The organism is Streptomyces capoamus (assembly GCF_014654935.1).
Lineage (GTDB): Bacteria > Actinomycetota > Actinomycetes > Streptomycetales > Streptomycetaceae > Streptomyces > Streptomyces capoamus.
The window spans coordinates 289,308-304,231 of the sequence record NZ_BNBF01000006.1 but is presented as its reverse complement, the minus strand read 5'-3'; the positions used below and the strand labels follow the sequence as shown (position 1 = coordinate 304,231).

12 protein-coding genes are annotated in these 14,924 nt (G+C 72.2%); 2 read left to right on the top strand and 10 right to left on the bottom strand.

All coding sequences use genetic code 11. The features are described 5' to 3' along the window. Window positions 1–792 precede the first annotated feature (792 nt). The 6 genes from IE312_RS12820 to dxr form a co-directional block, all read right to left on the bottom strand. Window positions 793–2,496, bottom strand: a complete 1,704-nt coding sequence (locus tag IE312_RS12820) for a proline--tRNA ligase (protein WP_189981258.1) — start codon at window positions 2,494–2,496, stop codon at window positions 793–795. 73 nt (window positions 2,497–2,569) lie between these two features. Continuing rightward, window positions 2,570–3,100 (bottom strand): GNAT family N-acetyltransferase, encoded by a 531-nt coding sequence (locus tag IE312_RS12815; RefSeq protein WP_189981256.1) that lies wholly within the window; start codon window positions 3,098–3,100, stop codon window positions 2,570–2,572. A 20-nt stretch (window positions 3,101–3,120) separates the two neighbouring features. Continuing rightward, window positions 3,121–3,969: a GNAT family N-acetyltransferase gene (locus IE312_RS12810; protein WP_189981254.1), complete on the bottom strand. Its 849-nt coding sequence runs from the start codon at window positions 3,967–3,969 to the stop codon at window positions 3,121–3,123. A 114-nt stretch (window positions 3,970–4,083) separates the two neighbouring features. Continuing rightward, complete coding sequence (gene ispG / locus IE312_RS12805) at window positions 4,084–5,241, bottom strand: flavodoxin-dependent (E)-4-hydroxy-3-methylbut-2-enyl-diphosphate synthase (protein WP_189981252.1); 1,158 nt, start codon at window positions 5,239–5,241, stop codon at window positions 4,084–4,086. Between the two features lie 169 nt (window positions 5,242–5,410). After that, window positions 5,411–6,715: a M50 family metallopeptidase gene (locus IE312_RS12800; RefSeq protein WP_189981250.1), complete on the bottom strand. Its 1,305-nt coding sequence runs from the start codon at window positions 6,713–6,715 to the stop codon at window positions 5,411–5,413. After that, window positions 6,712–7,983, bottom strand: coding sequence for a 1-deoxy-D-xylulose-5-phosphate reductoisomerase (gene dxr, locus IE312_RS12795; protein ID WP_189981248.1), 1,272 nt, complete (start codon window positions 7,981–7,983; stop codon window positions 6,712–6,714). The genes IE312_RS12800 and dxr overlap by 4 nt, the downstream gene beginning before the upstream one ends. Window positions 7,984–8,133: 150 nt before the next feature. On the opposite strand from dxr, the gene IE312_RS12790 reads away from it, so the two are divergent. Then, window positions 8,134–8,592: a lamin tail domain-containing protein gene (locus IE312_RS12790; protein ID WP_189981246.1), complete on the top strand. Its 459-nt coding sequence runs from the start codon at window positions 8,134–8,136 to the stop codon at window positions 8,590–8,592. On the opposite strand, the gene IE312_RS12785 is transcribed toward IE312_RS12790, so the two are convergent. Continuing rightward, window positions 8,589–10,523 carry an acyl-CoA dehydrogenase family protein gene (locus IE312_RS12785; protein ID WP_189981244.1) on the bottom strand — a complete coding sequence of 645 codons (1,935 nt, stop codon included), beginning with the start codon at window positions 10,521–10,523 and terminating at the stop codon, window positions 8,589–8,591. The two genes, IE312_RS12790 and IE312_RS12785, sit on opposite strands and share 4 nt — an antisense overlap. Before the next feature lie 313 nt (window positions 10,524–10,836). Here IE312_RS12785 and IE312_RS12780 point away from each other — a divergent pair, with 313 nt between their 5' ends. Next, window positions 10,837–11,850 (top strand): LacI family DNA-binding transcriptional regulator, encoded by a 1,014-nt coding sequence (locus tag IE312_RS12780; RefSeq protein WP_189981242.1) that lies wholly within the window; start codon window positions 10,837–10,839, stop codon window positions 11,848–11,850. 46 nt (window positions 11,851–11,896) lie between these two features. Here IE312_RS12780 and IE312_RS12775 read toward each other — a convergent pair whose 3' ends face one another. From IE312_RS12775 to IE312_RS39750, 3 genes are all read right to left on the bottom strand, one after another. Next, complete coding sequence (locus tag IE312_RS12775) at window positions 11,897–12,610, bottom strand: glycoside hydrolase family 12 protein (protein WP_189981239.1); 714 nt, start codon at window positions 12,608–12,610, stop codon at window positions 11,897–11,899. 35 nt (window positions 12,611–12,645) lie between these two features. Beyond that, on the bottom strand, window positions 12,646–14,838 hold the full coding sequence (locus IE312_RS12770; RefSeq protein WP_189981237.1) for a glycosyl hydrolase family 95 catalytic domain-containing protein: 2,193 nt from the start codon (window positions 14,836–14,838) through the stop codon (window positions 12,646–12,648). Then, the coding region (locus IE312_RS39750) for a Beta-galactosidase C-terminal domain (RefSeq protein ID WP_229899630.1) at window positions 14,835–14,924 on the bottom strand (90 nt) is incomplete at its 5' end. The genes IE312_RS12770 and IE312_RS39750, both read right to left, overlap by 4 nt.

The window sequence follows — 14,924 nt, the reverse complement described above, 5'->3', positions numbered from 1 at the left end:
CGAGCCGCAGGTCCGCGTTCGAGGTGGCGCAGCCTGCCTCCGCCGGACGCTCGCACAGGGAAGGAACGCGGCCCGGGTACCCGTCACCTGGCCGGTGCCGCTGACGGCGCCGGACGGGCGGAAACCGGGCGTGCGGGGCCACGCGCGGGCGGTGATCGGACGCTCGACCCCGCGACGCTGCACCCGCCGGCACCGGCACCGCGGTCCACCGACCTCCGCCAGGTCGGCGTTCGAGGTGGCGCAGCCTGCCTTCGCCGGACGCTCGCACCGGGAAGGACGCGGCCCGGGTACCCGTCACCTGGCCGGGGCCGCTGACGGCGCCGGACGGGCGGAAACCGGGCGTCCGGGGCCGCGCGGGGCCCGGGACGGGCGAGCCGCAGGTCCGCGTTCGACATGGCGCAGCCTGCCTTCGCCGGACGCTCGCCCCGGGAAGGAGCGCGGTCCGGGTGCCCGGTCGCCTGGCCGGGCTGCCGACGGCGCCGGACGGACGGAACCCGGGCGTCCGGGGCCACGCGGGCGGGAACCGGACGGTCGGCACCGCGGCGCCGCACCCGCCGGGACCGGCACCGCCGTTCACCGACGTCCGACCCGGCGGCCGGAGTTCCGCACGGGGCCCGGGACGGGCGAGCCGCGGGTCGGCGTTCGAGGTGGCGGAGTCTCCCTTCGACGGACGCTCGCCCCGGGAAGCGGCTCGGCCCGGGTGCCCGGTCACCGCCGGGGCCGATAGCGCGGTCCACCGACCTCCCACCACTGCCCCCGCCCTCGCGGGCGGGGGCGGGGAGGGGTCGTCGGTCAGGCCGTGAGGCGGGCGATCGCTTCCTCGACCGGGAGTTCCTCGCGCTCGCCGGTCCTGCGGTCCTTCAGCTCCACGACGCCCTCGCCGGAACGGCGGCCGGCCACCAGGATCTGCGGCACGCCGATCAGCTCGGCGTCGGTGAACTTCACGCCCGGGGAGACCCCGGCCCGGTCGTCCACCAGGACGCGGACGCCCGCGGCGGCGAGCTTGCCGGCGACGTCGAGGGCCAGCTCGGTCTGCAGGGCCTTGCCCGCGGCGACGACGTGCACGTCGGCCGGGGCGACCTCCTTGGGCCACACCAGGCCCTTGTCGTCGGCGGTCTGCTCGGCGAGCGCGGCGACGGCACGGGAGACGCCGATGCCGTAGGAGCCCATGGTGACGCGGACGGGCTTGCCGTTCTGGCCGAGGACGTCCAGCTTCAGGGCGTCGGTGTACTTGCGGCCCAGCTGGAAGATGTGGCCGATCTCGATGGCGCGGTCCAGCTTCAGGCCGGTGCCGCACTTCGGGCAGGGGTCGCCGTCCTGCACGACCACGACGTCCACGTAGGCGTCGACCTCGAAGTCCCGGCCCGCGACGACGTTCTTCGCGTGCGTGTGCTCCTTGTTGGCACCGGTGATCCAGGAGGTGCCGGGGGCCACGCGCGGGTCGGCGATGTACGTGACCTTCTCCCCCAGGCCCTGCGGTCCGACGTAGCCCCGGACCAGGTCGGAGCGCTCGGCGAAGTCGGCCTCGGTGACCATCTCGACGGCGGCCGGGGCGAAGTGCGCCTCGACCTTGTCCATGTCCACCTCACGGTCACCGGGCACGCCCACGGCGACGATCTCGCCGTCCACCTTGACCAGCAGGTTCTTCAGCGTGGCGGAGGCGGGGACGCCGAGCGAGGCGGCCAGGGTCTCGATGGTCGGGGTGTCGGGGGTCGGGATCTCCTCGAGCGCGGGCACGGCCGAGCCGTCGGCCGGCTTCAGCTCGTACGTGATCGCCTCCGTGTTGGCGGCGAAGTCGCAGTTCGGGCAGTCCGCGAAGGTGTCCTCGCCGGCCTCGGCGGGGGCGAGGAACTCCTCGGACTTGGAGCCGCCCATGGCGCCGGCGGTGGCGGCGCAGATGCGGTAGTCGAGGCCGAGGCGCTCGAAGACGCGCTGGTAGGCCTGGCGGTGCAGGGCGTACGACTTCGCGAGGCCCTCGTCCTCCGTGTCGAAGGAGTACGAGTCCTTCATCAGGAACTCACGGCCGCGCAGGATGCCGGCGCGGGGGCGGGCCTCGTCGCGGAACTTGGTCTGGATCTGGTAGAGGATCACCGGCAGGTCCTTGTAGGACGTGCACTGGTCCTTGACCAGGAGGGTGAAGATCTCCTCGTGGGTGGGGCCGAGGAGGTAGTCGCCGCCCTTGCGGTCCTTGAGCCGGAACAGTTCCTGGCCGTACTCGTCCCAGCGGCCGGTGGCCTCGTAGGGCTCGCGCGGCAGCAGGGCGGGCAGCGAGACCTCCTGGGCGCCGATGGCGTCCATCTCCTCGCGGACGATGCGCTCGACGTTGGCGAGGACCTTCTTGCCGAGGGGCAGCCAGCTCCAGATGCCGGCGGCCGTGCGGCGGACGTAGCCGGCGCGCACGAGGAGCTTGTGGCTGAGGACCTCGGCGTCCGCCGGGTCGTCGCGCAGCGTCTTCGCCATCAACTGGGACATGCGCTGGACCGGTGCGTTGGCCATGGTTCTCGTACTCCTGCCGGGTAAAGGTGATGGCATGGAGGTTAGCCGGGCCGCCCGTGCCGGTGGAAATCGGTCAGCGCCTGCGCAGCGGCAGCGGGGCGCCCATCACCGCGTACGGCCGGGGTGCGCTCGGGAAGTGCACCTGGCGGGCGAGGTCGGTGTAGCCGAGGGAGTGGTAGAGGCCGCGGGCGGGGCTGTCGGTGTCGATCGCGGAGAGGATCGAGCGGGGTTCGGTGGCGGTGTCGGTGATCGTGGTGATCAGCCGCCGGCCGATGCCGCGGTTCTGGTGGTCGGGGTGGACGTGCAGTTCGGTGATGACGAAGGAGTCGTCCAGCCAGGAGTCGTTGCCGTTGGCCCGCAGGTAGGGCTCGACGACGGTGGACCACCAGTGGGTACGGCTGTTGGGCATCCCGTAGACGAATCCGATCAGCCGTCCGCGGCTGGTGGCGCCGTAGGCCCGTGCGCCGTTGTACTGCATGTGGCGCTGGACGATCTGACGGCGTACGGCGACTTCCTCCGGCCCGAGCCCGAAGGCGAGGGCCTGGACGGCCAGGGCCTCGTCCAGGTGGGCAACGAGGTCGAGGGGGCCGATCACGAGGTCCATGCCGGGAGCGTACAGGGCGGTCAGAACAGAACGCTCATGAAGGCGCCCACCTCGTGGAAGCCGACCCTGCGGTACGTCCTGCGCGCGGCCGTGTTGAAGTCGTTGACGTACAGGCTGACCACGGGGGCGAACTCCGCCAGGGCGTAGCGCAGCACCGCCGCCATGCCGGGGGCCGCGAGGCCCCGGCCCCGGTACTCGGGGGCCACCCAGACGCCTTGGATCTGGCAGGCCTGCGGGGTGGCGGCGCCGATCTCGGCCTTGAACACGACCCGGCCCTGGTCGTCGACGCGGGCGAAGGAGCGGCCGGAGCCGACGAGTTCGGCGACCCGGGCCTGGTAGAGCAGGCCGCCGTCGCCGGCGAGGGGCGAGATGCCGACCTCTTCCGTGAACATCGCCACGCAGGCCGGCATGATCGTCTCCATCTCGTCCTTGCCGACGCGGCGGACGTACGGGTCCGGGGTGATGCCGGCGGGCATGCGGTCGGTGATCATCAGCGGCTGGTGGGCGCGGACCTCGCGGGCGGGGCCCCACTGCGGTTCGAGCAGCCGCCACAGCTGGGCGGTGGGCTCGGCGGGGCCGACGATGGAGGAGCAGCGCCGGCCGGCCCGGCGGGCGCGGTCGGCGAAGGCGCGGACCGCGCGCGGGCCGGCGCTGATGGGGACGAGGTTGGCGCCCGCGTAGCACAGGGACGTGAGCATGCCGTCCTCGTACCAGCCCCACATCTCGCCGCCGAGCCGCCAGGGGTCGAGGCCCGCCACCTGGACCCGGGAGGTCACGAAGGCGTTGGCGACCGGGTCGCGGTCGAGGACGGCGAGCGCGGCGTCCAGGTCACTCGGTTCCAGGACCCGGGAGGTGGTCTGGGTCAGCACGTGGGGGCCTCACGGTCGGACATTGCCTGATTCCCGCACTGTACCTGCCATGTTTCCCGCGCGCCGCCCCCGGTCGGGCGGGTGCGGGGCCCGCGGACGGGCCCCCGCCGGGCGTCAGCCCGCCACCGACACCGACGGCTCGCCGGAGGCCACGCCCTCGCTCTCCATCTGCTCGGCCAGCTTCATGGCCTCCTCGATCAGGGTCTCCACGATCTTCGACTCGGGGACGGTCTTGATGACCTCGCCCTTGACGAAGATCTGGCCCTTGCCGTTGCCGGAGGCGACGCCGAGGTCGGCCTCGCGGGCCTCGCCGGGGCCGTTGACGACGCAGCCCATGACGGCGACGCGGAGGGGGACCTCCATGCCGGTGAGGCCGGCCGTGACCTCCTCGGCCAGCTTGTAGACGTCGACCTGGGCGCGACCGCAGGACGGGCAGGAGACGATCTCCAGGCCGCGCTGGCGCAGGCCGAGCGACTGCAGGATCTGCAGGCCGACCTTGACCTCCTCGACCGGCGGGGCGGACAGGGAGACGCGGATGGTGTCGCCGATGCCCTGGGAGAGCAGGGCGCCGAAGGCGACGGCCGACTTGATGGTGCCCTGGAACGCCGGGCCGGCCTCGGTGACGCCGAGGTGGAGCGGGTAGTCGCAGGCCTCGGCGAGCTGGCGGTAGGCCTCGATCATGACGACGGGGTCGTTGTGCTTGACCGAGATCTTGATGTCGCGGAAGTCGTGCTCCTCGAAGAGGGACGCCTCCCACAGGGCCGATTCGACCAGGGCCTCGGGGGTCGCCTTGCCGTACTTCTGGAGCAGGCGCCGGTCCAGGGAGCCGGCGTTGACGCCGATGCGGATCGGCGTGCCGTGCTCCTTCGCGGCCCGCGCGATCTCCTTGACCTTGTCGTCGAACTGCTTGATGTTGCCGGGGTTGACGCGGACGGCGGCGCAGCCGGCCTCGATGGCGGCGAAGACGTACTTGGGCTGGAAGTGGATGTCCGCGATCACCGGGATCTGCGACTTCCTCGCGATGGTGGCGAGGGCATCAGCGTCGTCCTGGGTGGGGCAGGCCACCCGGACGATCTGGCAGCCGGAGGCGGTCAGCTCGGCGATCTGCTGGAGGGTGGCGCCGATGTCGGACGTACGGGTCGTGGTCATCGACTGGACCGAGACCGGCGCGTCCCCGCCGACCGGCACGCTTCCGACCTGGATCTGCCGGCTCTTGCGGCGCTCGGCGAGCTTGGTCGGAACGGACGGCATGCCGAGAGAAATCGCAGTCATCTGCTGTGCAACCCCAAGTCGTGGATCAAGGTCCGGTCCCGTGAACGGCGGGCTCCAGGCTTCGAGATTACGGCACCGGCCCGGGCGTCAGCACATCCCTCCCGCAAAGCCACCCGATGGGAGGCGGCCCGGAACCACCGGGTTCCGGGCCGCCGTGAACGAGGGGTGGCTAGGAGATTTTCACCGGGTTGACCACGTCGGCGATCAGCACCAGGACGGTGAAGCAGACGAAGATCCCGGCCACCACGTACGCCACCGGCATCAGCTTGGCGACGTCGAACGGGCCGGGGTCGGGCCGGCGCAGCACCCGGGCCACGTTCCGCCGCAGCGACTCCCACAGCGCGCCCGCGATGTGCCCGCCGTCGAGCGGGAGCAGCGGGAGCATGTTGAACAGGAACAGGGAGAGGTTGAAGCCGGCGAGGACGAAGACGAACATCGCCAGCTGCTGCGAGGCGGGGATGTCCAGGGTGGCGATCTCTCCGGTGACCCGGGCCGCGCCGACGATGCCCATCGGGGAGTCCGGCTCGCGCGGGCCGTCGCCGAAGGCGGCGTCCCACAGGGCCGGGATCTTGCCGGGCAGGGCGACCAGGGAGTCGACGGCGTCGCCGACCCGGTCGGTCATCCAGGTCACGGACTCGCCGAAGTCCTGCCTGACGACGCCGGTGGCGGCGCTGAAGCCGAGGAAGCCGGCCTTCACGTACTGGCCCTGGACGTATCCGCCGCCGGACTCCTTCTTGGCGACCATGTTGGTGGCGATCTTCGCGTGCAGGGTGAGCTGCCTGCCGTCCCGTTCGACGACGATCGGCACGGTCCTGCCCGCGCTGACCCGGATGAGGTCCGAGAGGGTGTTCCAGTCCTTGGTGGGCTTGCCGTCGAAGGAGACGATCTTGTCGCGCTTCTTGATGCCGGCGGCCTCGGCCGGGGAGGCCGGGTCGGACTTCTTGCAGGTGTCGCGGTGCTCGCTCTGCGCGATGACGCAGGGCGAGACGGAGGCGACGGTGGTGGTCTGCTGCTGGATGCCGAAGCCCATCAGCACGGTGAGGAACAGACCGATCGCGAGCACCAGGTTCATGAAGGGGCCCGCGAACATGACGATGACCCGCTTCCACGGCTTGCGCGTGTAGAACATGCGCGTCTCGTCACCCGGCTTGAGTTCCTCGAAGGCGGCCGAGCGGGCGTCCTCGATCATGCCGCGCCACGGGGAGGTGGAGCGGGCGGTGACCCGGCCGGAGTCGTCGGGCGGGAACATCCCGATCATGCGGATGTAGCCGCCGAGCGGGATCGCCTTGATGCCGTACTCGGTCTCGCCCTTGTTCCGCGACCAGACGGTCGGGCCGAAGCCGACCATGTACTGCGGGACGCGGATGCCGAAGAGCTTGGCCGTGGACAGGTGCCCCAGCTCGTGCCACGCGATCGAGACGAGCAGGCCCACCGCGAAGACCACTATGCCGAGGATGAACATCAAGGTCGTCATGCACGCGCCTCCGCGGTCGCCGTCGTGGCTGTGAGTTCACGGGCCCGGGCCCGCGCCCAGGTCTCCGCTTCGAGGACGTCCGACACCGTGAGTGAGGTTCCCGTGACCGGGGTGCCGTGTTCCTCGACCACCCGGGTGACGGTCTCCATGATCCCGTTGAAGGGCAGGGCGCCGCTCAGGAAGGCAGCGACGCACTCCTCATTGGCGGCATTGAACACCGCCGGGGCCGTGCCCGCGAGCCGCCCCACGTGCCGGGCGAGGTTCACCGAGGGGAAGGCCTCCTCGTCCAGCGGGAAGAACTCCCAGCTGGAGGCCTTGCTCCAGTCGAAGGCGGGCGCCGCGTCGGGGACGCGTTCGGGCCAGCCCAGGCCGATGGCGATGGGCCCGCGCATGTCGGGGGGCGTCGCCTGGGCGATCGTGGATCCGTCGGTGAACTCGACCATCGAGTGGACATACGACTGCGGGTGCACGACCACCTCAATGCGGTCGAAGGGAATGTCGTAGAGCAGGTGGGCCTCGATGACCTCCAGGCCCTTGTTGACCAGTGTCGCGGAGTTGACCGTGATCACCGGGCCCATCGCCCAGGTGGGGTGGGCGAGGGCGTCGGCGACGGTGACGTGGGCCAGCTCGTCCCGGGTCCGGCCGCGGAAGGGGCCGCCGGAGGCGGTGACGACCAGCTTGCGCACGTCGGACCGGGTTCCGGCGGCGAGCGCCTGGAAGAGGGCCGCGTGCTCGGAGTCGACCGGGATGATCTGTCCGGGCTTGGCGAGCGCCGTGACCAGCGGGCCGCCGACGATCAGCGACTCCTTGTTGGCGAGCGCGAGGGTGCGGCCCGCCTCCAGGGCGGCGAGGGTCGGGGCGAGGCCGATGGAGCCGGTGATGCCGTTGAGCACGGTGTGGCACGCGGAGGCGGCCAGCTCGGTGGCCGCGTCGGGTCCGGCGAGGATCTCAGGCAGCGGCTGTCCGCTGCCGTACTCGGCGGCGAGCGCCTCGCGCAGCGCGGGTACGACGTCCTCGCGGGCGACGGCGACGGTCCGCACCCGCAGCCGGTGCGCCTGCTCGGCGAGGAGGGCCACCCGGGAGCCGTTCGCGGAGAGGGCGGTGACCCGGAAGCGGTCGGGGTTGCGCAGCACGAGGTCGATGGCCTGGGTGCCGATGGATCCGGTGGAGCCGAGGATCACCACGTCCTTGGGGCCGTCCCCGGGGGCGGGGTCGTAGACGAGGTGCGGGTCGGCGAGGGGTGCCGGACGGGCGGGACTGTCGGTCATCCTCCCATTGTGGCGGCACGCGGTGACGGCCCGGACAGCGCGTCCCCCGGCCGGGTGCCCTCCCCGGACTTTGTGGACTCATCGTGAAGATCATGTGATAACACTTCGTTCCACACGATTCGCGGACGACATCCTTGGGGGGATCTCACCATGCGTACTGTGCGCATTCGCGCGGCCCTGCCCGCTCTCGCCGGCGCGGCCCTGCTCACCGGCACACTGCTCAGCACCCCGGCCGAGGCCGCCGGGGGCGTGAAGATCCACCACGTGTGGTTCGACAGCCCCGGCTCGGACAACCGCTCGAACAAGAGCCTCAACGCCGAGTGGGTGCAGCTGAAGAACACCGGCGGTTCGGCGGTCTCGCTCAAGGGCTGGGTGCTGAAGGACGCGTCCAACCACAAGTACGTCTTCGGCAACGTCAAGATCGGTGCCGGGAAGTACCTGAAGGTCCGCACCGGCAGCGGTTCGGACACCGCGTCGGACAAGTACCAGGGCCGCCGCGCCTACGTCTGGAACAACGACAAGGACACGGCGACCCTGACCAAGGCGAGCGGCAGCAAGGTGGACACCTGCTCCTGGACGACGCGGGACCCGAGCGACACGTACTGCTAGCTCCCGAACGGACGGCGGGCGTTCTCGCGGGTGGAGGGTCCGGGGGTCGCGTCCGCGATCCACGGGCCCTCGCCCGACGGGTCGAGGACGCCCTCCTCCAGCCAGGTGTAGGCGCCGGCGAGGACGCCCCGGACCACCTTGCGGTCCAGGTCGTCGGTGTTGCTCCACAGCCGGCCGAAGAGTTCCTCGACCCGGATGCGGGCCTGGCGGCAGAAGACGTCGGCGAGCTGGTAGGCCTCGCGGCCGTGCTCGCCCTCCCGCCACAGCCGCTCGGCGCGGACGCAGGCCGCGCTCATCGCGAACAGCTCCGCGCCGATGTCCACGATCCGGCCGAGGAAGCCCTGCTTGGTCTCCATCCGGCCCTGCCAGCGGGACATGGCGTAGAAGGTGGACCGGGCCAGTTTGCGGGCCGTGCGCTCGACGTAGCGCAGGTGCCCGGAGAGGTCGATGCCGTGCTTGAACTCGCTGTACGCCGTCGGCAGCTGACCGGGGCCGGCGACCAGCTTCGGCAGCCACTTGGCGTAGAAGACGCCCGCGTTCGCGCTCGCCCTCGCCTTGGCGGACAGCGGTTTGTCGGGGTCGATGAGGTCGCCGGCGACCGAGAGGTGGGCGTCGACGGCCTCGCGGGCGATCAGCAGGTGCATGATCTCCGTGGAGCCCTCGAAGATGCGGTTGATGCGCAGGTCGCGCAGCATCTGCTCGGCCGGGACCGGGCGTTCGCCGCGCGCCCGCAGCGACTCGGCCGTCTCGTAGCCGCGCCCGCCGCGGATCTGGACCAGCTCGTCGGCCATCGTCCAGGCCATCTCGGAGCCGTAGAGCTTGGCGAGGGCCGCCTCGATGCGGATGTCGTTGCGGTCCTCGTCGGCCATCTGCGAGGAGAGGTCGACCACGGCCTCCAGCGCGAAGGTGGTGGCCGCGATGAAGCTGATCTTGGAGCCGACGGCCTCGTGCAGCGCGACCGGCTTGCCCCACTGCTCGCGCTCCGCCGACCACTGGCGGGCGATCCCCAGGCACCACTTGCCGGCGCCCGCGCACATCGCGGGCAGCGACAGCCGCCCGGTGTTCAGCGTGGTCAGCGCGATCTTCAGGCCGGCGCCCTCGGGGCCGATCCGGTGGGCGGCCGGGACCCGCACCCGGTGGAAGCGGGTGACGCCGTTCTCGATGCCGCGCAGCCCCATGAAGGCGTTGCGGTTCTCGACGGTGACGCCCTCGGCGCCGGCCTCCACGACGAACGCGGTGATACCGCCCTTGTGCCCCTCGGACTTCGGCACCCGTGCCATGACGACGAGCAGGTCGGCGACCACCCCGTTGGTGGTCCACAGCTTCACGCCGTCGAGGACGTAGTCGTCGCCGTCGGGTACGGCCGTGGTGGCCAGGCGGGCCGGGTCGGAGCCCACGTCCGGCTCGGTGAGCAGGAACGCGGAGATGTCGGTGCGGGCGCAGCGGGGCAGGAAGGCGTCCTTCTGCTCCTGGGTGCCGAACATCTTCAGCGGCTGCGGGACGCCGATCGACTGGTGGGCGGAGAGCAGCGCGCCGACGGCGGGGCTGACGGAGCCGACCAGGGCGAGGGCCTTGTTGTAGTACAGCTGGGTCAGGCCGAGACCGCCGTACTTGGGGTCGATCTTCATGCCGAGGGCGCCGAGTTCCTTCAGACCGGCCACGACCTCGTCGGGGATGCGGGCCTCGCGTTCGATGCGGGCGGCGTCGATCTGCGTCTCGCAGAAGGCGCGCAGTTTCGCCAGGAACTCCTCGCCGCGGCGGACGGATTCCTCGTCGGGGAGCGGGTGGGGGTGGATGAGGTCGAGCCGGAAGCGCCCGAGGAACAGTTCCTTGGCGAAGCTGGGCTTGCGCCAGTCCTGTTCCCGGGCGGCCTCCGCCACCCGGCGGGCCTCGCGCTCGGTGACGGTGGTGCGTGGGGTGGTGGCGGTCATGGTGGCTCACCTCGCCGCGAAAGGGGACGACTGGGACCGTTCGTTACCGACCAGTGCTACTGGATCGTTGGTACCCCAAACGGGCTGGGCCCACCACCCCTCGCGCGCCGAACGGGTGGCCGCGGTGTTGCGTTCGGCGTTCCTCCCGGGGGACGGTTCGGTTCCCGGAGGATCGTGGCCACTTGGTTGACTGTCGAAGCGCTTCGACAGCCCCTGGACACCCCGGCTGCGCTGGGGCTACTGTCACCACACCGTCACCCACCTTGTCGGATACGCGCAGTGTCGAAGCGCTTCACAGAGCCTGGAGAGCTGGATGGTCACCCTTGCCGAGGTCGCCCAGCACGCCGGAGTCTCGGCGAGCACGGTGAGTTACGTCCTCAGCGGCAAGCGGTCCATCTCCGCCTCCACCCGGCAGCGGGTCGAGCAGAGCATCCGGGAACTCGGCTACCACCCGAACGCGGGCGCCCGCGCGCTGGCCGGCAAACGGTCGAACATCATCGCCCTGATGATCCCACTGCGCACCGACATGTACGTGCCGGTGATGATGGAGATCGCCATCGCGGTCGCCACGACCGCCCGCACGCACGGTTACGACGTCCTGCTCCTCACCGGCGAGGAGGGCCCCGACGCGGTGCGCCGGGTCACCGGCAGCGGGCTGGCCGACGCGATGATCCTCATGGACGTCGAGCTGGAGGACGAGCGGCTGCCGCTGCTGCGGGAGACGGACCAGCCCTGCGTCCTCATCGGTCTGCCCGCCGACACCACCGGTCTGACCTGCGTGGACCTGGACTGGACCGCGACCGGCGCGCTGTGTGTGGAGCACCTGGCGCAGCTCGGCCACCGTGACGTCGCGGTCATCGGCGAGGCCCCGGCGGTCTACGAGCGGCACACCGGCTTCGCCGAGCGCACCCTCGACGGACTGCGCTCCGGGGCCCGGGAGAGGGGTCTGCGGCTCCTGCACCGGCCGTGCGAAGGCGGGTACGACGCGATGGCCCTCACCCTGGCCCGGATCTTCGACGAGCGCCCGGGCACCACCGGGTTCGTCGTGCAGAACGAGTCGGCCGTGGAGCCCCTGCTCGCGCTGCTGCGCCAGCAGGGCCGGGCGGTGCCCGAGGACGTCTCCGTGGTCGCGATCTGCCCGGACCAGGTCGCCGTCCAGGCGTCGGTACGGCTCACCTCGGTCGCCATCCCGGCCCAGGAGATGGGCCGGCGCGCCGTGGAACACCTGGTGGCCAAGCTGGGCGGGCGCGGCAGCGACGAGGTCGTGCTGCTCGCGCCCGGGCTGACGGTCCGGACGAGTTCGGGGCCGGCGCCGGCCGCGTCCTGACCGCCCGGAGGGGCCGGCCCCCGCGCCGGAGGCCGGCCCCCGGTGTTCAGCCGGCGCTGACGGTCAGGTTGTTGGTGGTGAAGCCCAGGCCGCCGGCGGAGGACGTGATCTCGTAGCCGAACTGGACGTCACCGATGGTGACGTCGCCGAACCAGCCCTTGGTGTCCTTGATCCACTTCAGGATCGGCAGGATGTTCACCGTGCCGGAGCCGGAGTTGGAGGCGCGGACGAAGGAGAAGACGTCGTTGGAGCCGTTGTTGCCCTTGTGGACGGTCCAGGTGGCGCCGCCGAGGGCGACCGTGCCCTGCGCGGTGCCGAGCGGGCCGACGGCCCCGGTCCTGTTGACCCAGAGCATGACCTCGTACCTGTGGCCGGTGTCCCAGATGTCGTACGAGGTGTTGTAGGCGCCGGTGGACGGGACGGTGACGTTGTAGGTGCTGGTGAGCGAGGTCAGCGAGGTGATCGGCTTGTTGATCACCTTCTTGGCGTTCGGGTAGGACTTGATCCCGCCGGTGTCGGGGTGGTTCGCCCAGACGCCCCAGTTGGTGCCGGAGTTGGCCCAGACGCACTGGCTGCCGGCGCCGGAGCCCCAGATGTTGTTGTAGAGGGTGTAGCCGTTCAGGCCGGTGTTGCCCCACTGGTCGCACGAGCTCCAGACGGCGGCGGAGGCGGGCGCCGAGGCGAGGCCGACGGTGGCGCCGAGGGCGAGGGCGGGGGCGAGCAGGGCCTTGGCGGCCCTGCCGAGCGTGCTTGCTGCCATGGTGTCCCTTCCATGGGTGGGGGGAGGCGTTCCGGTCACCGCGCCCCCAGGGTGAGGACGCGGTCTTCTCCGGCGACGAGGTCGAGCGGCTCGGCGCCGGAGGAAGTCCGCAGTTCGACACGGCGGGTGCGGCCCGGCCGTACGACGGCCCGCGCGCCGTCCGGGCCCCAGGCGAGGTCGACCTCCGCGCCGAACCGGGTGCGCACCCCGCGCAGTTCGCCGCGCGGGCAGTCGTCCGGGACGGCGGGCAGCAGGACGAGCCGGTCCGGGGTGGACTGCACGAGCAGTTCGATCAGCACCCCGGGCAGGGTGTGCGCGGCGTCCGCGTTGTAGACGTCCCGGTGCGGGTAGTGGGCGCTCATCAGCGAGGCGTGGAAGAAGTCGCCGTCCAGCACCCGGCGCAGGGCCCGCCCGGCGTGTTCCCGGTCCCGCAGGCGGGCGGCGATCAGGGCCTGGTGCAGGTGGCCGTGGGCGGAGTCGTTCTCCGTGCCGCGCAGGACGAGCGCCCGGTGGGCGGCGGCGGCCAGACGCGGGGTGTCGTAGGGGGTGATCTCCTCCAGCGGCCAGACCCCGTGGAGGTGGCTGAGGTGGCGGTGGTCGTAGGTGTCCTCCAGGCCGGGCCAGGCCCATTCGGCGAGGGCGCCGTCGGCGTTGACGCGGTGCGGGGGAATCCGGGCGGCCAGGGTGCGCCAGCGGTCGGCGTGTCCGGGGTGGTAGCGGGCGGCGGTGAGCAGGGTGTGGCGGGCGGCGGAGAGGTCCATGGCCGCGTTGAGCGCGCCCCAGCTGCCGTTCGCGGGGCGGTTCTCGGGCGAGTAGGAGGGGACGACGACGAGCCGGCCGTCGGCGTCGGTGCGGGTGAGGAAGTCCTCGTAGAAGAGGGCCGCCTCGGCGAGGGCGGCGGCGGTGCGCGGGTCCCGCTCGCCGCGGATCTCGTCGTGGTCGACCAGCGGTTTGAGCAGCCCGTCGGCCCCGGCCGTCCACAGGTGCAGTGGATGGGCGCGGCTGAAGTGGTAGCTGTACCCCGACTCGCCGTCGGTGTGGGCGGGCGCGACCGCGCCCCGGGTGCCGAAGATCGCGCGGGCGTTGGCCCGCCAGTCCGGCAGCTGCCGTTCGACCAGTGCGGCCAGCGCCTCGGTGACCTCGGGCAGGGCGGCGGCGGGCGCGGCGGCGGTCTGCAGGGTGAGGTTGGCGTCGGTGGTGAACGCGCCCGACCAGGCGGTGTCCCAGTCGCCGGTCCACAGGCCGGTGAGCCGGGGCGGGTGGTACCCGCTGCTGGAGAGCAGGTGGTAGCGGCCGGCCGCGAAGAGCCGCTCCAGCAGGGCCGGACTGTCCGGGCGGGTCAGCAGCTCGGAGCCGGGCAGGGCGCGCTCGGCCGGGTCGGCCCCGAGGTCGAGGCCGACCCGTAGGTAGGCGGGGCGGTGCCGGTCCAGGTGGCGGGCGAGGAGGCTGTCGTAGGGCCGGTCGGTGCCGTCGAGCAGGGCCTGGAGCTGCCGGATCTCGGCGACCACGTCCCGCTCCCCGGTGTGCCGGCGCACCCGGGTGAGCAGCAGCGCCGAACGGGCGCCGGTGACGCGGACGCCCGGCGGGGCGAGTTCGGTCCGGCCGCCGCGAACGGCGACCAGGGTCACCCCGGTGCAGGCGCGGTCACTGCCCGGGTAGCGGGCGCGCAGGCTCAGCACGGCGCCCTCCGGGGTGAGCAGCGTGCCGTGGCCGACGCGCAGCCCGGCAGGGGCGCCGGGCAGCCGGTGGTCGAGGCGGATGTCGAGGTCGCCGCCGGTGACCTCGTGCACGATCACGTCGTCCGCGCGGGAGACGAAGACCCGGCCGCGGGCGTCGGCACGGACCGCCGTGGCCTCGCCGGTGGTGAAGTCGACGGCGCGGCGGACGTAACGCCCGCCGTCCGTGCTCCGGCGCACGCGGACCTGGAAGGCGGGGTGGAAGGGCTGCACCCACTGCAGTGGCCGGCCGTCGGTGAGGCTCTCGGCGGCGGTGAGGTCGCCGACGAGCAGCCGGTCCTGCACCGCGGGCAGCGCGGCGGCCAGCCGGGGCGGCCGGGCGTACTCGCCGCCGTTGGGCCGGACCAGGGTGTGATGCGTGACGACCACCCGCTCGTCGTCCGGGTCCCCGAACACGAGGGCGCCGTGGTGGCCGTTGCCGCTCAGGAAGGCGTCCTCCCAGCGGGCGGCCGGGGCCGGCTCCCAGGTGCCGTGGACCGGGGTGGCGCTCATGGCCGCAGCACCGCCACGCCGTAGCGGCCGAGGGCGACCGTGTCCGTGACGTCCGTGCCGCCGAGCAGCTCGCGATGGGTGCCCGG

What these genes read in the sequence shown, in the direction of transcription:
- IE312_RS12820 (WP_189981258.1), bottom strand. Translation starts at nt 2,496, where the DNA reads ATGGCCAACGCACCGGTCCAGCGCATGTCCCAGTTGATGGCGAAGACG.
- IE312_RS12815 (WP_189981256.1), bottom strand. Translation starts at nt 3,100, where the DNA reads ATGGACCTCGTGATCGGCCCCCTCGACCTCGTTGCCCACCTGGACGAG.
- ispG (WP_189981252.1), bottom strand. Translation starts at nt 5,241, where the DNA reads ATGACTGCGATTTCTCTCGGCATGCCGTCCGTTCCGACCAAGCTCGCC.
- IE312_RS12800 (WP_189981250.1), bottom strand. Translation starts at nt 6,715, where the DNA reads ATGACGACCTTGATGTTCATCCTCGGCATAGTGGTCTTCGCGGTGGGC.
- dxr (WP_189981248.1), bottom strand. Translation starts at nt 7,983, where the DNA reads ATGACCGACAGTCCCGCCCGTCCGGCACCCCTCGCCGACCCGCACCTC.
- IE312_RS12790 (WP_189981246.1), top strand. Translation starts at nt 8,134, where the DNA reads ATGCGTACTGTGCGCATTCGCGCGGCCCTGCCCGCTCTCGCCGGCGCG.
- IE312_RS12785 (WP_189981244.1), bottom strand. Translation starts at nt 10,523, where the DNA reads ATGACCGCCACCACCCCACGCACCACCGTCACCGAGCGCGAGGCCCGC.
- IE312_RS12780 (WP_189981242.1), top strand. Translation starts at nt 10,837, where the DNA reads ATGGTCACCCTTGCCGAGGTCGCCCAGCACGCCGGAGTCTCGGCGAGC.
- IE312_RS12775 (WP_189981239.1), bottom strand. Translation starts at nt 12,610, where the DNA reads ATGGCAGCAAGCACGCTCGGCAGGGCCGCCAAGGCCCTGCTCGCCCCC.
- IE312_RS12770 (WP_189981237.1), bottom strand. Translation starts at nt 14,838, where the DNA reads ATGAGCGCCACCCCGGTCCACGGCACCTGGGAGCCGGCCCCGGCCGCC.